The organism is Buttiauxella sp. (assembly GCF_035271705.1).
In the GTDB taxonomy this organism is placed as follows: domain Bacteria; phylum Pseudomonadota; class Gammaproteobacteria; order Enterobacterales; family Enterobacteriaceae; genus Buttiauxella.
Window position 1 is genome coordinate 17,349 of sequence record NZ_DATERI010000053.1, and the last position, 20,449, is coordinate 37,797.

Annotated in this window: 19 protein-coding genes; 9 read left to right on the forward strand and 10 right to left on the reverse strand. The window is 47.9% G+C overall.

From position 1 onward, the window contains the following. Positions 1-157: 157 nt before the first annotated feature. A complete protein-coding gene (gene pqqU / locus VJY99_RS04195) occupies positions 158-2,278 on the forward strand; it encodes a TonB-dependent receptor PqqU (protein WP_324116602.1) in 2,121 nt (706 codons plus the stop codon). Positions 2,279-2,344: 66 nt separating this feature from the next. Here pqqU and tonB read toward each other — a convergent pair whose 3' ends face one another. Continuing rightward, entirely contained in the window at positions 2,345-3,058 is a 714-nt protein-coding gene (tonB, locus tag VJY99_RS04200) for a TonB system transport protein TonB (protein WP_324116720.1), read from the reverse strand. Positions 3,059-3,281: 223 nt separating this feature from the next. On the opposite strand from tonB, the gene VJY99_RS04205 reads away from it, so the two are divergent. The 4 genes from VJY99_RS04205 to VJY99_RS04220 all read left to right on the forward strand — a co-directional run bounded on the left by VJY99_RS04205 (position 3,282) and on the right by VJY99_RS04220 (position 4,801). Continuing rightward, positions 3,282-3,578, forward strand: a complete 297-nt coding sequence (locus VJY99_RS04205) for a YciI family protein (protein ID WP_324116604.1) — start codon at positions 3,282-3,284, stop codon at positions 3,576-3,578. A gap of 264 nt (positions 3,579-3,842) precedes the next feature. Further along, entirely contained in the window at positions 3,843-4,103 is a 261-nt protein-coding gene (locus tag VJY99_RS04210; RefSeq protein ID WP_324116606.1) for a YdgH/BhsA/McbA-like domain containing protein, read from the forward strand. Positions 4,104-4,241: 138 nt separating this feature from the next. Beyond that, on the forward strand, positions 4,242-4,493 hold the full coding sequence (locus VJY99_RS04215; RefSeq protein WP_324116608.1) for a DUF6868 family protein: 252 nt from the start codon (positions 4,242-4,244) through the stop codon (positions 4,491-4,493). A 152-nt stretch (positions 4,494-4,645) separates the two neighbouring features. Further along, entirely contained in the window at positions 4,646-4,801 is a 156-nt protein-coding gene (locus tag VJY99_RS04220; protein ID WP_324116610.1) for a hypothetical protein, read from the forward strand. 125 nt (positions 4,802-4,926) lie between these two features. Here VJY99_RS04220 and VJY99_RS04225 read toward each other — a convergent pair whose 3' ends face one another. Continuing rightward, entirely contained in the window at positions 4,927-5,109 is a 183-nt protein-coding gene (locus tag VJY99_RS04225) for a YciY family protein (RefSeq protein ID WP_324116611.1), read from the reverse strand. 217 nt (positions 5,110-5,326) lie between these two features. Between VJY99_RS04225 and cls the strand changes: the two genes are divergently transcribed. Both cls and VJY99_RS04235 read left to right on the forward strand, forming a co-directional pair. Beyond that, positions 5,327-6,787, forward strand: a complete 1,461-nt coding sequence (cls, locus tag VJY99_RS04230) for a cardiolipin synthase (protein ID WP_324116613.1) — start codon at positions 5,327-5,329, stop codon at positions 6,785-6,787. A gap of 37 nt (positions 6,788-6,824) precedes the next feature. Continuing rightward, the gene (locus VJY99_RS04235) at positions 6,825-7,154 is read left to right on the forward strand and encodes an HI1450 family dsDNA-mimic protein (protein WP_034455830.1); all 330 of its coding nucleotides are present in this window, start codon (positions 6,825-6,827) and stop codon (positions 7,152-7,154) included. 79 nt (positions 7,155-7,233) lie between these two features. On the opposite strand, the gene oppF is transcribed toward VJY99_RS04235, so the two are convergent. The 6 genes from oppF to VJY99_RS04265 all read right to left on the reverse strand — a co-directional run bounded on the left by oppF (position 7,234) and on the right by VJY99_RS04265 (position 14,349). Then, positions 7,234-8,238, reverse strand: a complete 1,005-nt coding sequence (gene oppF / locus VJY99_RS04240) for a murein tripeptide/oligopeptide ABC transporter ATP binding protein OppF (protein ID WP_324116618.1) — start codon at positions 8,236-8,238, stop codon at positions 7,234-7,236. Further along, complete coding sequence (locus VJY99_RS04245; protein WP_324116620.1) at positions 8,235-9,248, reverse strand: ABC transporter ATP-binding protein; 1,014 nt, start codon at positions 9,246-9,248, stop codon at positions 8,235-8,237. Before VJY99_RS04245 ends, oppF begins: the two co-directional genes overlap by 4 nt. A gap of 11 nt (positions 9,249-9,259) precedes the next feature. Next, positions 9,260-10,168: an oligopeptide ABC transporter permease OppC gene (gene oppC, locus VJY99_RS04250; protein WP_324116622.1), complete on the reverse strand. Its 909-nt coding sequence runs from the start codon at positions 10,166-10,168 to the stop codon at positions 9,260-9,262. Between the two features lie 14 nt (positions 10,169-10,182). Then, on the reverse strand, positions 10,183-11,103 hold the full coding sequence (gene oppB / locus VJY99_RS04255; protein WP_324116624.1) for an oligopeptide ABC transporter permease OppB: 921 nt from the start codon (positions 11,101-11,103) through the stop codon (positions 10,183-10,185). A gap of 208 nt (positions 11,104-11,311) precedes the next feature. Further along, positions 11,312-12,946 (reverse strand): oligopeptide ABC transporter substrate-binding protein OppA, encoded by a 1,635-nt coding sequence (gene oppA / locus VJY99_RS04260; protein ID WP_324116626.1) that lies wholly within the window; start codon positions 12,944-12,946, stop codon positions 11,312-11,314. A gap of 755 nt (positions 12,947-13,701) precedes the next feature. Beyond that, on the reverse strand, positions 13,702-14,349 hold the full coding sequence (locus VJY99_RS04265; RefSeq protein WP_324116628.1) for a YchE family NAAT transporter: 648 nt from the start codon (positions 14,347-14,349) through the stop codon (positions 13,702-13,704). A 479-nt stretch (positions 14,350-14,828) separates the two neighbouring features. Between VJY99_RS04265 and adhE the strand changes: the two genes are divergently transcribed. Next, a complete protein-coding gene (adhE, locus tag VJY99_RS04270) occupies positions 14,829-17,516 on the forward strand; it encodes a bifunctional acetaldehyde-CoA/alcohol dehydrogenase (RefSeq protein ID WP_324116630.1) in 2,688 nt (895 codons plus the stop codon). A gap of 124 nt (positions 17,517-17,640) precedes the next feature. Here adhE and tdk read toward each other — a convergent pair whose 3' ends face one another. After that, positions 17,641-18,246: a thymidine kinase gene (tdk, locus tag VJY99_RS04275; protein ID WP_324116632.1), complete on the reverse strand. Its 606-nt coding sequence runs from the start codon at positions 18,244-18,246 to the stop codon at positions 17,641-17,643. Between the two features lie 557 nt (positions 18,247-18,803). On the opposite strand from tdk, the gene hns reads away from it, so the two are divergent. After that, positions 18,804-19,214 carry a histone-like nucleoid-structuring protein H-NS gene (hns, locus tag VJY99_RS04280; protein ID WP_139883074.1) on the forward strand — a complete coding sequence of 137 codons (411 nt, stop codon included), beginning with the start codon at positions 18,804-18,806 and terminating at the stop codon, positions 19,212-19,214. 170 nt (positions 19,215-19,384) lie between these two features. On the opposite strand, the gene VJY99_RS04285 is transcribed toward hns, so the two are convergent. Then, positions 19,385-20,395, reverse strand: coding sequence for an NAD-dependent epimerase (locus VJY99_RS04285; protein WP_324116637.1), 1,011 nt, complete (start codon positions 20,393-20,395; stop codon positions 19,385-19,387). Positions 20,396-20,449: the final 54 nt, after the last annotated feature.

Sequence of the window (20,449 nt, forward strand, 5' to 3'; positions counted from 1 at the left end):
TAACCCAACACCAACACTTCATGCCACAAATCTTCGTAGCATTAACGTTATGTGCCGTTAACACTTCTCAAACATTCATCACAAGTATTAACATATACACTGAATGTTCCAGATGGTTCGTCTGGAACGTAAATGCTCCCACCAGTGAATATGTCTGATGAAAATTGTGCAACATGGAAAGATCTCCCTTCCACTGATACTCGTCCCCGCCCTCTCGTCTCTTGCCCTTCCCGCACTTGCCGCAGAAGACACCATGGTCGTCACCGCAACACAAGGCACGATTTCCGAGTTGGATACGCCAGCGGCGGTGAGTGTCGTTAATGGCGACGATATGCGCCAAGCCGCACCACGGGTTAATCTTTCAGAAAGCCTGAGCAGCGTACCAGGTCTGCAAGTCCAGAACCGCCAGAACTATGCGCAAGATTTACAGCTGTCGATTCGTGGATTTGGATCGCGCTCAACTTATGGTGTGCGCGGGGTACGCATGTATGTAGACGGTATTCCCGCCACTATGCCCGACGGGCAAGGCCAAACCTCGAATATCGATTTAAACAGCGTTGAAAATATTGAGATTTTACGCGGCCCTTTCTCTGCGTTATACGGTAACGCCTCGGGCGGCGTGGTGAATGTCACCACCACCACGGGCACACAGCCACCGACCTTTGAAGCCAGCAGTTATTACGGCAGTTTTGGTAGCTGGCGCAACAGCATAAAAGCCACTGGCGCTACGGGTGACGGCACCCAGGCGGGTGATGTCGATTACGCCGTTTCTGCTTCACGCTTTACCACTCACGGTTATCGTGACCATAGCAGCGCACAAAAAAATCTGGGTAACGCCAAACTGGGCGTGCGCCTTAATGAAGTCAGTAAATTAACGCTGCTGCTCAATAGTGTCGATATTGATGCCAACGATCCGGGCGGTTTAACCGAACAGGAATGGCATGACAACCCCACTCAGGCACCGCGTGCTGAGCAGTACAATACGCGCAAGACAACCAAACAGACTCAGGCTGGGCTGCGTTATGACCGGCAGCTTTCCGCTCATGATGATCTCAGTATCATGGCTTATGCGGGTGTGCGAGAAACCACGCAATATCAGTCTATTCCCGTCGCTCCGCAGTTAAAACCGACGCATCCCGGTGGCGTTATCGCGCTCACCCGCCACTATCAAGGGATAGATTCGCGTTGGACGCACCGTGGCAATCTGCTGTCTGTTCCGGTGACCTTTACCACCGGGATTGACTACGAAACCCTGTCTGAAAACCGCAAAGGTTATGAGAACTTTGTGGTGGAAAACGGCACCACGGTTTTGGGTGAGAAAGGCGATTTGCGTCGTAACGAACGTAATCTGATGTGGAACGTTGACCCGTATCTGCAAACTGCCTGGCAGCTCACCGACAAACTGAGTCTGGATGCTGGCGTACGCTTTAGCTCGGTTTACTTCGACTCCAATGATGAATACATCACTGCCCTGAATGGAGACGACAGCGGCGATGCGAGTTATCACAAATGGCTGCCGGCCGCTGCGCTGAAATATGCAATAACCGATGCGTGGAATGTCTACACTTCGGCGGGCCGCGGCTTTGAAACGCCTACCATCAACGAGCTCTCATATCGTGATAACGGCCAGTCCGGTCTGAATTTTGGCTTAAAACCTGCCACCAGCGATACCGTGGAAGTCGGTAGCAAAACCCGTATCGGTAACAGCTTGCTGACGGCCGCATTGTTCCAGACCGACACCGACGATGAGATTGTTTCCGACCAAAGTCGTGGTGGGCGTACGACTTATAAAAATGCCGGTGAAACACGACGTCGTGGCATGGAGCTTTCCGCCGATAGCCAGCTGGGTTATGACTGGCGTATCAAAATGGCGTGGACTTATCTGGATGCGACATATCGCAGCAACGCCTGTGGTGATGACCATTGCGAGGGAAATCGCATTCCAGGTATTGCACGTAATATGGGGTATGCGGCACTGGAATACGCCCCCCCTGTAGGTTTCTATGCGGGTGCCGACATACGATATTTGAGTGATATTCAAGCCAATGACGAGAATACTGCCCAGGCGCCAGCTTATACCGTAGCCTCACTCAATAGCGGTTACAAAGTGCGTGTCCAGGAACGCTGGCTGTTGGATGTTTGGGGGCGCGTCGATAACTTATTCGACCGAGAATATGTCGGTTCAGTCATCGTCAACGAAGGTAATGGCCGCTACTTCGAACCCGCACCAGGGCGCAATTATGGCGTGGGTGTGAATTTGAGTTACGCCTTCCAGTAAGCTGCACTTATGAACAAAAAACGGAACCATTAGGTTCCGTTTTCATTGGGCGATATTGGAGTCTGATTACTCCATCGTTGTGCCGCCGTTAAGTCTGAACACCACGTTAACAATCAAACCCTGCCCTGGCTTACCGCTTTCATAGCGCCATTTTTTCATTGCCATTTTCACTTCACGCTCAAACATGTTGGCAGGTTGTGCGGAGAGGATACTCACGTTACTCACACTACCATCTGGACCAACATCAAACTTCACTCGCACTTTACCTTCAATGCGTAACGCATGTGCACGCGAAGGATACTGAGGCGAATTACGGCTAAGCGCACGCGGGCCTGTCACCACTGGAGCGGTCGACGTCACAGGTGCCGTCTTAGCAACCGGTGCCGGACGCGCAGGTGCCGTGTTGGTTACCGGAGCGGTCGGGCGCGGTTCAACCGGTTTTGCTTCACGCTTAGGCTGCTCGACCTTTTTCACCGGCTTCGGTTTTGGCTTGGGCTTCGGTTCTGGTTTATGAATAACAACCGGTGCCTCTTTCGGCGGCTCTGGAATCGGTTCTGGCTCAGGCTCTGCTATCGGTTCAGGAGGAGGTTGCACAACTTCAGGTTGTGGGGGTTCCAACTCAGCGGGTGCCACCATCGTGACACTGATAGGCTGTGCGGGCGCTGGTAACTCAATAACCTGATGTACCGAGGTATAGAGCAACCCCGCAACAACAGCACCATGAAGCACAACCGAAAGTGCGGTCGGCCATGGAAAGCGACGAGGTAAATCAAGGGTCATTGACGTCATAATGGCTTATGTCTCTTAAACGGACGTCAATTTTAAATGCAAATAGCAATCATATTCAACAACGCATCGAATAAAGTGGCGTATTTTACGGGTGGCTGGCTGAAATTCCCCCATTCGTGAACGCGATTTAACATCTTGTTTATCTTTCAATTGCAGTCTTAGCTTCATTCACTTACCGTATTTTACAACCCTCATATCAATAAGGAGTGCTCACGTGCTGTATGTCATTTATGCGGAAGATAATGCCGACTCTCTCGAAAAGCGGCTAGCTGTACGCCCTGCCCACCTGGCACGACTACAACTTTTACGCGATGAAGGTCGCCTGTTAACCGCAGGGCCAATGCCTGCTGTTGATAGCAATGAACCGGGTGCAGCAGGTTTTACCGGTTCAACGGTGATTGCGGAATTTACCTCACTTGAAGATGCTCAAGCTTGGGCTGAGGCCGATCCTTATATCGCCGCAGGCGTTTATAAGCAGGTAGCGATCAAACCCTACAAGAAGGTCTTCTAATTTATTATTCAATAAAAATCAATTAGTTGAAATTGAATATTGATTATTGATATCCATAAAGGGCACAGATAAATACACATGGTATTTTGAAGTGCCTTTTTTATATCCAGTGTGTCCGAACGCAAATCAAAACAGTCAATTTTTCATGTTTTAGTATTAACAAAATGAGAATCATCCCATCATTTTTGACTTTATTGTTACGTTATTACACCTAAACTTTATGAGGGTGATTGCTTTTAATCACTCATAAGCCTGGAGGATGTAATGATGAAAAATTTACTTTATTTTTCAGTAGCTGCGGTCCTGATAGCCCTTCCGATAACGACTCTGGCTGTTGATTCTCTCGTCGATGGAACCTCTTACAGTCAAGAGCTCGGCACCATCACAGCAAAGGGAACCTCTATTGAAGAAGTGGAAAACTCCCTTAAATCGGAAGCACTATTCAACGGTGCAGAAGCCTATACGATAACCACTGAAAGTAACGATGACGGGCAGGTGTACGGAGAAGCAACCCTCTACAAATAACGTTTGATCACAAGGCAAAATGTATCATCTAAAAAGTTAACGGCTCCCTCAGATGGAGCCGCTTTGCCCAGATAGAACGAATATTCGGGAGCAGAATCGTCTGATCCCGGTCCCTCACTATTACCACCGGACGTTATTATGGACTTGCACACCCTCAAGACATTCCTGCTCTGGTGTCTGGCCATTAACTATCTCATTCTGCTGGGGTGGTTTGCCGCTTTTGTGTTTGCCCACAGCTGGATGTATCGGTTACACAGTCAATGGTTCCGCATCTCAGAAGAGCGCTTTGATGCCATCCATTACATCGGGATCAGCGTCTATAAAATCGGAGTCTTATTGTTCAATCTGGTGCCATATTTGGCGCTGCTTATTGTTACGGGTATGACTTAGAGGCTCGCATTTTCAATGCTCAGATTGCTCATAAAATCCTCTCTCATCTGCTAAGGACATTGAGATGCTTTTTTTACGTTCCTCAATTTCAATGACAGTGATAACCTCACGTCAACTTTCAGCGCTGTATTTGAAATTATCAGGAAATTTTGATGGGTCTTTTTGATGAGTCTTATGAGCAACATAAGCAATCAGTGGGTAATCAGGAAGCCCGCTGGAATAGCTGGCTTGCCAGTCATCCTTTGGTGATTGTTGCCGTTGCCGTAGTCACGGTGCTCATTATTTTACTGGCCATGCACTTCTCGTAATTCCCGTTACCCGCCCTGCTTGCAGATACCTATTCGAATTGTCCTTGCGCCGAAGACTAAAACGCCCCAAACAATCTGACTTTAGTGCGACGAAATGACTGGGCACCGCAAGCGGTGCCCATATTTTACGACACCCATTGATCGTGAATGGCAAACAACAAGGAATTTCGTTGGCGGTTTACCTGGCACTTTCTGATGGCGTGAATGCGCATGTTGCGGCGTGACTGACCTTCCAGCCAACGCGATCTGCGTCGTTGTGTCTGACGAAGCATACGCCACCGTCCGACCTCAGTTCTACTACGCCTCATTTTTACGACTCGGGTTGTATTTAAGACGCAACATTATAGAGCGTTCTGCCCTACAGACCAGCCGTTTTACGCTGATACGCGTCATACTTTAGGATGTTGGTACGTTGGCTGGTGTTCAGCAACTCAAAATATTTTGGGTATAGTTTTGTTTTAGTGTCAACCAATGGCTGTTGTGCGTAAACTCAAAAGCATACGGTTTCTAAAGGATTTTTGAACTATGACAACCTTCTATACAGTCTTTAGTTGGCTGATAATTTTAGGTTACTGGCTCTTAATAGCCGGCGTGACGCTGCGAATTTTGATGAAGCGTCGTGCAGTTCCATCAGCCATGGCATGGCTTCTTATCATTTATATTCTTCCGCTGGTCGGGATAATCGCCTATCTCTCATTTGGCGAATTGCATCTGGGTAAACGCCGCGCAGAACGTGCGCGCGCCATGTGGCCTTCCACTGCCAAGTGGCTAAATGACCTTAAAAGCTGTAAACATATTTTTGCCGAAGAAAACAGTGAAGTCGCCACTTCGCTATTCCAACTGTGCGAACGTCGCCAGGGGATTGGTGGCGTTAAAGGCAATCAACTCCAGTTACTCACGACGTGTGATGAAACGATGCATTCGTTGATTCGTGATATTCAACTGGCCCGTCATAATATCGAGATGGTGTTTTACATCTGGCAACCAGGTGGTTTAGCTGATCAAGTCGCGGAATCACTGATGGCCGCCGCGCGCCGGGGTATCCATTGCCGCTTATTGTTGGACTCTGCGGGAAGCGTCGCATTCTTCCGCAGCCCATGGGCAAACATGATGCGTAACGCGGGCGTGGAAGTGGTCGAAGCACTGAAGGTCAATCTTATGCGTGTGTTCCTGCGCCGGATGGATCTACGCCAGCATCGTAAAATGGTGATGATTGATAACTACATCGCTTACACCGGCAGCATGAACCTGGTTGATCCTCGCTTCTTTAAGCAAGATGCAGGCGTCGGGCAATGGGTCGATGTCATGGCGCGTATGGAAGGCCCGGTCGCCACCGCGATGGGGATTGTGTATTCCTGTGACTGGGAGATAGAAACCGGTAAGCGTATTTTACCCCCCGCCCCAGACGCGAATATTATGCCTTTTGAAGAAGCCAGTGGGCACACCATTCACACCATTGCTTCAGGCCCTGGCTTCCCTGAGGACTTAATTCATCAGGCACTTTTGACGTCGGTTTATGCGGCGCGCGAATACTTGATTATGACGACCCCTTACTTTGTGCCAAGTGACGATTTGCTCCATGCAATTTGCACCGCAGCACAACGTGGCGTTGACGTGAGTATTATCGTTCCGCATAAAAATGACTCGCTTCTGGTGGGCTGGGCAAGCCGCGCCTTCTTTACTGAGCTGCTGGCTGCTGGGGTAAAAATTTACCAGTTCGAAGGTGGTCTGCTGCATACCAAGAGTGTGCTGGTTGATGGGCAATTAAGTTTAGTCGGTACCGTGAATCTGGATATGCGCAGCTTGTGGCTTAATTTTGAGATAACGTTGGTTATTGATGACTCCGGTTTTGCCAGCGACCTTGCTGCGGTACAGGACGATTACATCTCACGCTCACGCTTGCTAGACCAGCGTTTGTGGGTAAAGCGTCCATTGTGGCAGCGCGTGGTAGAGCGACTGTTTTACTTCTTTAGCCCATTGCTGTAAAACGTGGCGCAACAGCACTCGATAAGTGGAAATAGACATGGAAATGGATCTGAACAATCGCCTGACAGAAGATGAAACTCTCGAGCAGGCTTACGATATTTTTCTCGAGTTGGCGGTCGATAACCTCGATCCGGCAGACGTGATTTTGTTTAACCTGCAATTTGAAGAGCGTGGCGGTGCCGAGCTTTTTGACCCAGCCGAAGACTGGCAGGAACATGTAGATTTCGACCTAAACCCAGACTTTTTTGCCGAAGTAGTGATTGGCCTTGCCGATACCGACGGTGGGGAAATCAACGACATCTTTGCACGTGTGCTGTTATGCCGTGAAAAAGACCATAAACTTTGCCATATTCTGTGGCGCGAGTAAGTCTTTAGTAGGGAGGATTAGCGTGAGCGACATCCCTCTTGCAAACAAAAAGGGCTGGCATTATGCCAGCCCTCCGAGTTTATAAAGGGTCTACTTTAAGGCAGGAAACAGCATGCTTAAAGCTGCCCTCCAGTACCGGGCGCGTTTTCGCACATTCCGGCCCAGCAATGGGGCAACGGGTACGGAAAACACAGCCTGATGGCGGGTTTATTGGCGATGGCAACTCCCCTTCAAGAAGTTGTATCGTTTTGTTTCTTTCCAAATCCGGGTCAGGGATCGGCACCGCAGACATCAATGCTTTGGTATAAGGATGCAGCGGATTATGGTACACCTCATCGTAGGTGCCCAGTTCAACTGCATGCCCCAGATACATCACCAACACGCGGTCTGAAATGTGTTTTACCACGGCCAGATCGTGGGCGATGAAGATCAGCGACAACCCCATTTCACGTTGCAGTTTTTGCAGCAGGTTGACCACCTGCGCCTGAATCGACACGTCCAGTGCAGAAACCGGTTCGTCACAGATAATCAGTTTTGGCTCAAGGATCAGTGCACGAGCAATCCCGATACGTTGACACTGGCCACCTGAAAACTCATGCGGGTAACGGTTGATGAGGTTTGGCAGCAAGCCCACTTTCATCATCATCGCTTTCACACGGTCACGAACTTCCTGGCGCGGCATTTTAGGGTGATAAGTGCGCAGCGGTTCAGCAATAATATCGCCAATGTTCATACGCGGGTTCAGTGACGCCAGCGGATCCTGGAAAATCATCTGGATGTCGCTACGCACAGTGCGCCACTCGTCCTGATTCATCCCCAGTAGATCTTTACCCAGCCACGCCACACGCCCTTCGGTTGCTTTGACCAGGCCGATAATGGCGCGGGCAAATGTCGATTTTCCGCAACCCGACTCCCCGACCACACCCAGCGTTTCGCCTTCGTATAGACGCAACGTCACACCATCAACGGCTTTCAGCGTTTTAGAGGGCTGCCAGAACCACTGTTTACCGTCTTTGATATCAAAGTGCACTTTGAGGTCGGCAATTTCCAGCAGGACTTTTTTATCTTGTGTCTCGGCGTTCATACCAACTCCTCCACTGGCTTAAAGCACGCGCGTAAGCGGCCTTCACCAAATTGCTCAAGCGGTGGAGCCGTGTTGCAAATTTCCATCGCATGCGGGCAACGCGGCTGGAAAGGACAGCCTTTCGGCAGGCGCAGCAGGTTCGGTGGATTGCCAGGAATGGTCAGCAACGCTTCGCCTTCAGCATCAAGACGTGGCACCGCATTAAGCAGGCCGATGGAGTAAGGGTGAACCGGGTTATAGAACACGTCACGCGCCTGGCCATATTCCATGGTACGACCCGCATACATCACCAGCACTTTGTCACAGATCCCGGCAACAACACCCAGATCGTGGGTGATCATGATAATTGCGGTATTGAACTCACGTTTGAGCTCATTAAGCAGCGTCATGATTTGCGCCTGAACGGTGACGTCCAGTGCCGTGGTCGGTTCATCAGCAATCAGCAGTTTTGGACGGCATAACAGCGCCATCGCTATCATGACACGCTGACGCATACCACCGGAAAACTCATGTGGGAACATACGCATACGCTTGCGGGCTTCAGGCATTTTCACGGCATCAAGCATGCGAACGGATTCTTCAAATGCCTCTGCTTTACCCAATTTTTTGTGCAGCATCAGCACCTCCATCAACTGCTCACCGACGCGCATATACGGGTTCAGCGAGGTCATTGGATCCTGGAAAATCATCGAAATCTGCTCCGCACGCAGGCGGTTGAGTTGGTTCTCAGGCAGATTCAGGATCTCTTTACCGTTGAATTTAGCAGAGCCGCCGATACGGCCATTCGCCGCCAGCAAACCCATTAAAGCAAAAGCCGTTTGCGATTTACCGGAACCGGACTCACCGACGATACCCAGTGTTTCACCGGCACGCAGGCTGAAGTTCAGATCGTTAACCGCTGTAACATCACCGTCTGGTGTACCAAAGGTGACGCGCAGATCTTTTACGTCTAACAACGTAGAAGACTGGCTCAGTGGAGTCACCACCGCAGAATTTTCAATTGTGCTCATCGCGGCACTCCTTAACGATCTTTCGGGTCGAGGGCATCACGCAAGCCATCGCCGATAAAGTTGAAACAAAACAGGGTGATGACGAGGAAGCCTGCCGGGAACATCAGCAGCCACGGTGAAACTTCCATTGAGTTCGCACCATCACTCAGCAACGCGCCCCAGCTACTTAACGGCTCTTGTGTACCCAAACCCAAGAAGCTCAAGAAGGATTCGAACAGGATCATGCTCGGCACCAGCAGCGAGGCGTAAACCACGACCACACCCAGCACGTTTGGCACGATGTGACGCACGACAATATTCACCGTTGAAACACCCCCCACCTGGGCGGCTTCAATGAACTCTTTACGCTTCAGACTCAGGGTTTGACCACGAACGATACGCGCCATATCCAGCCAGGAAACCATCCCGATTGCCACAAAGATAAGCAGGATGTTTTGCCCAAAGAAGGTCACCAATAAAATAACGAAGAACATGAATGGGAAGGAGTTGAGGATTTCCAGCAGACGCATCATTACCGAGTCGGTTTTACCGCCCAGATAACCCGCGAGTGAGCCGTATAACGTCCCAACAACCACAGCAACCAATGCCGCAGCCACACCGACCATCAGAGAAATACGCCCGCCGATTGCAACGCGAACTAATAGGTCGCGGCCAGAGGAGTCTGTCCCAAAGTAGTGCCCGGAGGCCATATCTGGAGTGGCCGACATCATTTCCCAGTCGGTATCAAAATAACTAAACTGCGACAACATCGGCGCAAAAGTCACGAATAGTGCAATGAATGCCAGAACAATCAGGCTGGCAACCGCAGCACGGTTATGCATAAAACGGCGACGCGCATCTTGCCAAAGGCTACGGCCTTCTACTTCCAGTTGTTCACTGAAGTTTTCCAGCGCCTCGCTGTTTTTCTTACTCAACATCATGGCGAACTCCAGTGTCAGTAACGGATTTTCGGATCGATAACGGCGTACAGCACGTCAACAATCGCGTTAAAGAGAATAGTCAGCGCGCCTACCAGAATGGTGAGGCTCAGAACCAGAGAATAGTCACGGTTCAACGCTCCGTTTACGAACAACTGGCCAATACCCGGTAATCCGTAAATGGTTTCAATAACCATTGAACCTGTAATGATACCGACAAAGGCCGGGCCCAAATAGGACAACACGGGTAACAGAGCCGGTTTCAATGCATGACGCAAAATAATGCGACGCATTGGCAACCCTTTAGCACGAGCTGTACGAATGAAGTTTGAGTGCAGCACTTCAATCATGGAGCCACGAGTGATACGCGCGATACTCGCAATATAAGCTAAAGAGAGCGCAACCATTGGCAGGATCATGTATTGAATCGCCCCACCATTCCAGCCGCCACCAGGCAACCATTTAAGCGTGATTGCAAATATCAGAACCAGTAACGGGGCAACCACGAAACTGGGTATCACGACCCCGGTCATGGCGATCCCCATTACTGCGTAATCCCATTTGGTATTTTGATTCAGTGCAGCGATGACTCCGGCGAGCACGCCTAAAACCACGGCAAAGATAAATGCAGCTGCGCCTAACTTTGCAGAGACAGGGAAGCTTGAAGCCACCAGATCGTTAACTGAATAATCTTTATATTTAAATGACGGGCCAAAATCACCGTGAGCCAGTTGCTTCAGATAACTGAAGTACTGGGTCGTTATCGGATCGTTTAAATGGTATTTAGCTTCAATGTTCGCCATAACTTCTGGCGGAAGTGCGCGTTCGCTGGTGAATGGACTCCCCGGAGCAAGACGCATCATGAAGAATGAAATGGTTATAAGAATAAAGAGTGTCGGAATTGCTTCCAGACAACGACGCAGAATAAATTTCAACATTGCCCGTACCTTCTGGCTGTGCCTTTAGAGTGCGATAAAATAAGACACGATGGGGCAAAAATTAGCCGAAATAACTCACATTGAAGACAGGCAACACGCTCATGAATCCCCAGCAACATAGCCAAACTATGTGGCTGGGGTGAATGAGCGTAGTTAACGCATCTGCGGCGTGAAGTATGAAGGGTAAAGCTTGCCCCACAAATTGCCATTAATGTTTGATGATATACATATCTTTGGTGTAGATATTGTCCATTGGGTCTTTGCCGGTATAACCGCCAACCCATGGTTTCACCAGACGAGCATTCACGTAGTAATAAACCGGAACGATAGCAGAGTCTTTGCCCAGCTGTTGTTCGGCTTTATCGTACGCAGCACTGCGCTGTGCATCATCGGTCGCTTTCAGCGATTCAGCCATAATGGCGTCAAAGGCTGGGCTCTTATAATGCGCGGTGTTCATTGAACTGCCAGACAGCATGGTGTTCAGGAAGGACGTTGGTTCGTTATAGTCTGCACACCAGCCAGCACGCGCCACATCATAGGTACCCTGGTGACGGGTATCGAGGAAGGTTTTCCATTCCTGATTCACTAACTTCACTTTCACGCCGAGGTTTTTCTGCCAGATAGAGGCAGCAGCGATAGCCAGTTTTTTGTGCAGATCAGAGGTGTTGTACAGCAGGTCAAAGGTCAATGGTTTATCTTTGGAATAACCTGCTTCGGCCAGCAGTTTCTTAGCTTCTTCGTTACGTTTTTCCTGAGTCCATGTGAACCACTCAGGTTTAGTCAGTTTGGCACCGTCAGCGTAAGGAGGCGTGTAGCCATAAGCCGGCAGATCACCCTGTGCTTTTACTTTGTTGACGATAATGTCGCGATCCAGACCCAGTTTCAGAGCGGTACGGACACGCGCGTCGTTAAACGGAGCTTTCTGGTTGTTGAGTTCGTAGTAATAAGTACACAGATACGGGTCAACATGAACTTCAGCTGGAATTTCTTTTTTCAGCTTCTGGAACAATTCGATCGGCAGGTTGTTATACGTCATGTCGATTTCGCCGCTGCGGTAGCGGTTTACATCGGTGACTTCAGAAGAGATTGGCAGATAGGTAATCTGATCAATGACAGATTTCGCATTATCCCAATAATGGGTATTACGCTCCATCACGATACGTTCGTTAACAACCCAGTCTTTCAGTTTGTATGCGCCGTTAGAAACGAGGTTCGCAGGCTGGGTCCACTTCTCACCAAACTTCTCAATGGCGGTTTTATTCACCGGGGACATCGCCGGGTTAACCAGCAGTTTGTAGAAGTAAGGAACAGGCTCGCTCAGAGTGACTTCCAGGGTATGGTCGTCAATGGCTTTTACGCCCAGTTCGCTTGGTTTCTTTTTGCCGTCGATGATTTCATCAACGTTTACGATATGGCCGTATTGCGGATAGCTTGCGTATGGGGAGGCGGTATTTGGATCAACCAGACGCTGCCAGCTATAAACGAAATCTTGTGCCGTCACCGGCTCGCCGTTAGACCATTTCGCATCTTTACGAAGATGGAAGGTCCACACTTTAAAGTCTTTATTATCCCAGGATTCTGCAACACCCGGAATGGGGTGACCATCTTTTGGAGCGGTAATCAGCAGACCTTCGAACAGGTCACGGCTAACGTTTGCCTCAGGAACACCTTCAATTTTGTTTGGGTCCAGTGACTGTGGTTCAGCACCGTTATTTCGAATCAACGTTTGCTTTTCAGACAGTTGAACACCTGCAGGAACGTCGGCCGCCATGGCCACATTGCCTACAATTAGCGCGGTTAAAATACTTACTGCTACCAGACTTTTTTTTGTGATGATGGACATTGTGTTGATACTCCACTCATTATAATTACCGACCCGAAGGCCAGCCTCTTCCCCTCTGGGGTTCCTTAACAGCACAAGAGCGTTATGCGACTGCCAGGTTTTTTTGTGTTGCTTGCTATCACCGACTTTATTGGAAGGTACTCTGTATGGCACCCTTCTCCGTCGATTATTAATCAACCTACCCTGTCTGAGGTTGATTTTGATGAGTCATCTGTAAATGAAACACTTTTCAGATAATTGTGTTGCCCGGAAAGTATCAAAAGCACTTAATTCCCGCCAATACAATTTGCAAATTTGTTAACCATTTCTCTTTTATCTCTCCAGAGCGAGACCTGTGAAGGGACTTCAAAAGCACGTTAAATCTAGTTAACGCTCTAAAAAACAAAAGAAAAATAGTATGAACATGGTGAGTTACCTTGCAACATAAGCAAACAAACCTGTCATTCACGAAAAATTAACAAATGACTGTTTTTTAGCACATTCATCTACAAGTCAGCCTTAATAACTAATATCATCTCAATAAAGCCGCATCAAGTATCATTGTGTAGTGTGAGTTAAATAACGGATTGATTGTGAGTTTTATGTACAGAAGATAAAAGCACAGCTCGCTAATACACGGTTTCCAAAGCATTTCCTTATGAAGAATTTTCTTATGGAAACAACAGAAATGTTTATACTTCAAGCAAGTTGGTAGAAAGTTAACAAAAAAAAGCAGAATAGTTATTCTGCTTTTACATATGTTAGTTTCAGCAGAACTAACTTAATAAGCCTGGGAAAATAGCTTTCAGGCCATTCACAATAAATTCAATGCCCAAAGCCATCAGAAGCAGCCCCATTATACGGGTAATAACGTTAATACCGGTTTGCCCAAGCAGACGCACTAAGTACGGTGCCAGGCGGAAGACGAGCCAGCAGCAAAAAGCAAAGATCGCGATGGCAACCGTAAAACCGATTAAATAATTCCAACTATGGTAGCGCGTGCCCCAGACGATAGTCGAACTGATAGCACCAGGGCCGGCCATTAATGGAAGAGCCAACGGGACGACACCCACGCTTTCGCGGATAGCACTCTCTGATTTTTCTTGTTTGTTCTGTTTATCTTCCCCCAGTTTACCGCTGATCATCGACATCGCGATGGTCACCACCAGGATTCCGCCAGCAATACGGAAGGAATCGATTGATATCCCGAATACCTGCAAAATCCCGTCGCCAAGGAACAACGAAGTCCACAAAATAATCGCAACCGAAAGGTTGGCCGTTAAATTGGTTTTATTCCTCGCTAACGCCGTTTGGTAGCTGGTCATGCTGATAAACACGGGAATGATCCCAACCGGGTTTACCAGCGCGAATAATCCAATAAAGAACTTAAAATAGGTTGGCAAATCAAATAAGGATTGAGCCACTAAAAACTCCGCAAATGAACGTAGCAAAGGCCGCGGTAATGTAATGGAAAACTACTGCTGGTGCCATGCTCTTTCGCAGCATAGATAACTACTTTTGTCAGTAATTGCCATATTAAACAATAATGTTACTCACTTGTTGAAAGTATGCTAGTTTGTTTTTGCTTTGCTGTGACAAATATTTTAAAGACTTTTCAATAACCTAAATCCGTCATGCTGAATGGAGTCAGCCTTGAGATAATGTGATTCAAGTCACAAAAAACCTACTTAAAAGTGAGTACTCTTGGATACATCTGAAGAGCGTATAATTCAGACCATGAATAGGTTTTTTCGATAAGGCTCTTTTAGTAAATCAGCAAGATGTTTTGGGAAGTTTTTGGATAGTCGTGGCCCTCTTCTTACGCAAGCTGTTGCCCGCTGACTATACTGTCGTCTCGAGCAGCTTATTTACTAAAAGAGTTTAACATTATCAGGAGAGCATTATGGCTGTAACTAATATCGCTGAACTTAACGCACTTGTAGAGCGCGTCAAGAAAGCCCAGCGTGAATATGCCAACTTTACTCAAGAGCAAGTTGATAAAATCTTCCGCGCCGCCGCCCTGGCTGCCGCTGATGCTCGAATCCCCCTCGCGAAACTAGCCGTTGCCGAATCTGGCATGGGTATCATTGAAGATAAAGTGATCAAAAACCACTTTGCTTCTGAGTATATCTACAACGCCTATAAAGATGAGAAAACCTGTGGTGTTCTGGATGAAGACCATACCTTCGGTACTATCACTATCGCTGAGCCAATCGGTATCATCTGCGGTATCGTGCCGACGACTAACCCAACATCTACTGCGATCTTTAAGTCTCTGATATGCCTTAAGACGCGTAACGCGATTATCTTCTCTCCACATCCACGTGCAAAAGACGCGACTAACAAAGCCGCAGACATCGTTCTGCAAGCTGCTATCGCTGCTGGTGCACCTAAAGATCTGATTGGTTGGATTGACCAGCCATCTGTAGAACTGTCTAACGCCCTGATGCACCACCCAGATATCAACATGATTCTGGCAACAGGTGGTCCAGGTATGGTTAAAGCAGCATACAGCTCCGGTAAACCAGCAATCGGCGTAGGCGCAGGTAACACCCCAGTTGTTGTTGACGAAACGGCTGACATCAAACGTGTTGTTGCTTCTATCCTGATGTCCAAAACCTTCGATAACGGCGTGATCTGTGCTTCCGAGCAGTCAGTCATCGTTGTTGACTCTGCATACAATGCAGTGCGCGAGCGTTTTGCATCCCACGGCGGCTACATGCTGCAGGGTAAAGAGTTGAAAGCTGTTCAGGACATCATCCTGAAAAATGGCGCACTTAACGCCGCTATCGTGGGTCAGCCAGCAACCAAAATTGCTGAACTGGCAGGCTTCACAGTACCGGCTGACACCAAAATTCTGATTGGTGAAGTGACCGTTGTTGACGAGTCTGAGCCATTTGCTCACGAAAAACTGTCTCCAACTCTGGCTATGTACCGTGCTAAGAGCTTTGAAGATGCTGTCTCTAAAGCTGAGAAACTGGTTGAGATGGGCGGTATCGGTCATACCTCTTGTCTGTACACTGACCAGGACAACCAGCCAGAGCGCGTTAAGCACTTCGGCGACAAGATGAAAACTGCACGTATCCTGATCAACACCCCTGCTTCTCAGGGTGGTATCGGTGACCTGTACAACTTCAAACTCGCGCCATCCCTGACTCTGGGTTGCGGTTCATGGGGTGGTAACTCCATCTCTGAGAACGTGGGTCCTAAGCACCTGATCAACAAGAAAACCGTTGCTAAGCGAGCTGAGAACATGTTGTGGCATAAACTTCCGAAATCTATCTACTTCCGCCGTGGCTCTTTGCCAATCGCGCTGGACGAAGTGATTACTGATGGTCACAAACGTGCGATGATCGTTACCGACCGTTTCCTGTTCAACAACGGCTATGCAGACCAGATCACTTCTGTTCTGAAAGCAGCGGGTGTTGAAACAGAAGTCTTCTTCGAAGTAGAAGCTGATCCAACTCTGTCCGTAGTACGTAAAGGTGCAGAACTGGCGAACTCCTTCAAACCAGACGTGATCATCGCGCTGGGCGGCGGTTCCCCAATGGATGCTGCGAAAATCATGTGGGTAATGTACGAGCACCCAGAAACTCATTTCGAAGAACTGGCACTGCGCTTCATGGACATCCGTAAGCGTATCTACAAGTTCCCGAAAATGGGCGTAAAAGCGAAAATGATCGCGGTTACCACCACTTCCGGTACGGGTTCAGAAGTGACTCCGTTTGCCGTTGTAACTGATGATGCAACTGGCCAGAAATACCCACTGGCTGACTACGCTCTGACTCCAGACATGGCGATTGTTGATGCCAACCTGGTGATGGATATGCCTAAGTCCCTGTGTGCATTCGGTGGTCTGGATGCCGTGACTCACTCACTGGAAGCTTACGTTTCCGTACTGGCGAGCGAGTTCTCTGACGGCCAGGCTCTGCAAGCACTGAAACTGCTGAAAGAAAACCTGCCTGCGTCTTACCATGAAGGTTCTAAAAACCCTATTGCTCGTGAGCGTGTACACAACGCTGCGACCATCGCGGGTATCGCGTTTGCGAACGCCTTCCTGGGTGTGTGTCACTCAATGGCTCACAAACTGGGTTCACAGTTCCACATTCCTCACGGTCTGGCGAACGCCCTGTTGATCTCCAACGTTATCCGCTATAACGCGAATGACAACCCAACCAAGCAGACTGCTTTCAGCCAGTATGACCGCCCACAAGCGCGTCGTCGTTATGCTGAAATCGCAGATCACTTGGGTCTGAGCGCACCGGGCGACCGTACTGCTGCTAAGATCGAGAAACTGCTGGCATGGCTGGAAAGCATCAAGGCTGAACTGGGTATTCCTAAGTCCATCCGCGAAGCAGGCGTTCAGGAAGCTGACTTCCTGGCTCATGTTGATAAACTGTCCGAAGATGCGTTCGATGACCAGTGTACCGGTGCTAACCCACGTTACCCGCTGATCTCTGAACTGAAACAGATTCTGATGGATACCTTCTACGGTCGTGATTACGTAGAAGAAGGTAGCCTGCCAGCATCGACTGCAAAAGAAGCTGCTCCAGCAGCTAAAGCTGACAAGAAAGCGAAGAAAACCGCTTAATTGCAAAGCTTAATAAAAAACCCGCTTCGGCGGGTTTTTTTATGTCTTTATTTCAAATAATCGCAGCACAACACCTTTCACGGAGATAAGAGGTCAGGACGCCCCTTACCCTCTCTTTTATTTTTTATACGCTCTGAATGCCTTGTAGAGAGCCTTTTTGTAGCGCTTCCTTGTAATGCTTGCGACAAACCGACACGTAACGTTCATTGCCCCCAATAACCACTTGTTCACCCTGATTATAAGGACGCCCTTCCTGGTCCAGTCGCAGCACCATGCTGGCTTTGCGTCCACAGAAACAGATAGTCTTTAATTCCACCAGTTTATCTGACCACGCCAATAAATATTGGCTCCCACCAAATAATTCCCCCTGAAAATCAGTACGTAATCCATAACACAGGACGGGAATATCTAATTCATCCACGACGTCTGATAGCGCCAATACTTGGTCACGCGTCAAAAATTGGCATTCGTCCACCAGAACACAATGCACCGCATCACGCTGATGTTCGTCGCGTATTTCATTGAATAACTGGGTAGCATCATTGTAAAGCTTGGCCGGCGATGATAACCCAATACGCGAACTCACCTTTCCAGAGCCGAACCGGTTATCAATTTCTGCGGTATACACCAGAGTGCGCATTCCGCGCTCTTGATAGTTGTAAGAAGATTGCAGTAATGCCGTGGATTTACCCGCATTCATCGCGGAATAGTAAAAGTAGAGTTGTGCCATTGGTCAGCTAACCTGAGTTAAAATGTAAATATTATTAACACGGATTATATCATAAGCCGTTACCGAGTTGCCGTTACCCAACCTTCCTCAGAAAAATTTCTCTATTGTTCGTCTGATATATAAGTCGTTGTGTGAAAATGGCTGTAAGGCATCAGGTGTTTGACGTTCATCACATTGAGTTAACTTACGGAGTTTTCAGTGTTTTTCATTACTATGGTGTGGAACTCATTGAATCCCTAATAATAATTAACCATTAAGAATATCTACCGTAACAGGCAATAATACCAAAGGTTGATATTTCACCGTTAATGCTGTGGAACCTCAATTTAGTGCCTCATCAAACCCTGTTTCTATCAGGGTTGTTGTAGAAAAAGTGAGTTATCCCAGTTTTGTTTAACCGCCATAAAGGACAAAATTTAAGTTAATGCACTTTAATAAATCGACAAAATATTATGGAATTTTGAATTCCTTACATTAACGCCTATTGCAGAACTTAATTTAAGCCTCTATTATTACCCCATCAAGCCAACCATCAATATAAGATTGAGATTACTAAAATGAGCGAAGCACTTAAAATTCTTAACAACATCCGTACCCTTCGTGCACAAGCTAGAGAATGTACTCTGGAAACGCTGGAAGAAATGCTGGAAAAATTAGAAGTTGTTGTTACCGAACGTCGCGAAGAAGATAATGCTGCTGCTGCAGAAATTGAAGAACGCACTCGTAAACTGCAACAATACCGTGAAATGCTGATTGCTGACGGCATTGATCCTAATGAATTACTGAATAGCATGGCTGCTGTTAAATCTGCAGGCAAAGCAAAACGCGCTGCACGCCCAGCTAAATATCAGTACATCGACGAAAACGGCGAAAGCAAAACCTGGACTGGCCAGGGCCGTACTCCAGCTGTAATCAAAAAAGCAATGGAAGAACAAGGTAAGAAACTGGAAGACTTCCTGATTGCCTAATTTTGGCTTTTAGTGCTGCTTATTAAATCCCGCTTCGGCGGGATTTTTATTTTGCGTGCTATTGGGCTATTGCGCGACGTAGTTTTAAATCCGGTCAATAAACAGTCGCCACAAAAAAAGGAAGCCTGGCTTCCCTTTTTCATTTTACGGCCCCATCTGGACTTTGGGTTTCAACTGACTTTATAAAATGCCTTATACCAGTCTACAAAACGCTGTACACCATCCTGTACTGACGTCTGTGGCTTAAAGCCGATAACGTCATACAACGCTTGTGTATCCGCGCTGGTTTCAAGTACGTCACCTGGTTGCATAGGAAGCATGTTTTTCTGCGCCACTTTCCCCAGTGAGGTTTCCAGCGCCGTAATATAGTCCATCAGTGTCACAGGATTGCTATTACCGATGTTATAAACACGGTAAGGCGCTGAACTGGTCGCAGGCGTCCCTTCTTCTACTGTCCATTGTGCATCAGCTTGTGGAATGACATCCTGTAAACGCACAATCGCTTCGGCTATATCATCGATATACGTAAAATCACGGCGCATTTGCCCGTGATTGTAGACATCAATACTCTTCCCTTCGACAATCGCACGGGTAAATTTAAATAACGCCATATCCGGGCGACCCCATGGGCCATAAACGGTAAAGAAACGCAAACCAGTCGTTGGGAGTCCATATAAGTGCGAGTAAGTATGCGACATCAACTCGTTAGCTTTTTTAGTTGCCGCATATAAAGAAATTGGGTGGTCGACGCTGTCATCCGTTGAGAACGGAAGTTTACGATTCAGGCCATATACTGAGCTTGAGGACGCATATAACAGATGCCCAACTTTATTATGTCGGCAACCTTCAAGCACATTTAAATGCCCAACCAAGTTTGAATCCGCATACGCCAAAGGATTATCGATTGAATAACGAACACCTGCTTGTGCAGCAAGATGAATCACACGGTCGAATTTCTCTGTGGCGAATAATTGCGCCATACCATTACGATCGGCGAGGTCAATTTGTTCGAAACGGAATGAAGCGTGAGGAGCAAGGAGATCAAGACGTGCTTGTTTGAGATTGACGTCATAATAGTCGTTCAGATTATCGATACCGATAACCTGGTGACCGGCATTGAGCAGACGTTCGCTAACATGGAAGCCAATAAAACCTGCACTGCCAGTAACCAAATATTTCATATAACCCTCATTTATACCCTTCATACTTCAAGCTGCATCTATGGTGGCTGTATA

What these genes read in the sequence shown, in the direction of transcription:
- VJY99_RS04220 (WP_324116610.1), top strand. Translation starts at nt 4,646, where the DNA reads ATGGGTCTTTTTGATGAGTCTTATGAGCAACATAAGCAATCAGTGGGT.
- oppB (WP_324116624.1), bottom strand. Translation starts at nt 11,103, where the DNA reads ATGTTGAAATTTATTCTGCGTCGTTGTCTGGAAGCAATTCCGACACTC.
- VJY99_RS04215 (WP_324116608.1), top strand. Translation starts at nt 4,242, where the DNA reads ATGGACTTGCACACCCTCAAGACATTCCTGCTCTGGTGTCTGGCCATT.
- cls (WP_324116613.1), top strand. Translation starts at nt 5,327, where the DNA reads ATGACAACCTTCTATACAGTCTTTAGTTGGCTGATAATTTTAGGTTAC.
- adhE (WP_324116630.1), top strand. Translation starts at nt 14,829, where the DNA reads ATGGCTGTAACTAATATCGCTGAACTTAACGCACTTGTAGAGCGCGTC.
- oppA (WP_324116626.1), bottom strand. Translation starts at nt 12,946, where the DNA reads ATGTCCATCATCACAAAAAAAAGTCTGGTAGCAGTAAGTATTTTAACC.
- VJY99_RS04245 (WP_324116620.1), bottom strand. Translation starts at nt 9,248, where the DNA reads ATGAGCACAATTGAAAATTCTGCGGTGGTGACTCCACTGAGCCAGTCT.
- VJY99_RS04235 (WP_034455830.1), top strand. Translation starts at nt 6,825, where the DNA reads ATGGAAATGGATCTGAACAATCGCCTGACAGAAGATGAAACTCTCGAG.
- tonB (WP_324116720.1), bottom strand. Translation starts at nt 3,058, where the DNA reads ATGACCCTTGATTTACCTCGTCGCTTTCCATGGCCGACCGCACTTTCG.
- VJY99_RS04285 (WP_324116637.1), bottom strand. Translation starts at nt 20,395, where the DNA reads ATGAAATATTTGGTTACTGGCAGTGCAGGTTTTATTGGCTTCCATGTT.
- VJY99_RS04210 (WP_324116606.1), top strand. Translation starts at nt 3,843, where the DNA reads ATGATGAAAAATTTACTTTATTTTTCAGTAGCTGCGGTCCTGATAGCC.
- hns (WP_139883074.1), top strand. Translation starts at nt 18,804, where the DNA reads ATGAGCGAAGCACTTAAAATTCTTAACAACATCCGTACCCTTCGTGCA.
- oppC (WP_324116622.1), bottom strand. Translation starts at nt 10,168, where the DNA reads ATGATGTTGAGTAAGAAAAACAGCGAGGCGCTGGAAAACTTCAGTGAA.
- tdk (WP_324116632.1), bottom strand. Translation starts at nt 18,246, where the DNA reads ATGGCACAACTCTACTTTTACTATTCCGCGATGAATGCGGGTAAATCC.
- oppF (WP_324116618.1), bottom strand. Translation starts at nt 8,238, where the DNA reads ATGAACGCCGAGACACAAGATAAAAAAGTCCTGCTGGAAATTGCCGAC.
- pqqU (WP_324116602.1), top strand. Translation starts at nt 158, where the DNA reads ATGAAAATTGTGCAACATGGAAAGATCTCCCTTCCACTGATACTCGTC.
- VJY99_RS04225 (WP_324116611.1), bottom strand. Translation starts at nt 5,109, where the DNA reads ATGAGGCGTAGTAGAACTGAGGTCGGACGGTGGCGTATGCTTCGTCAG.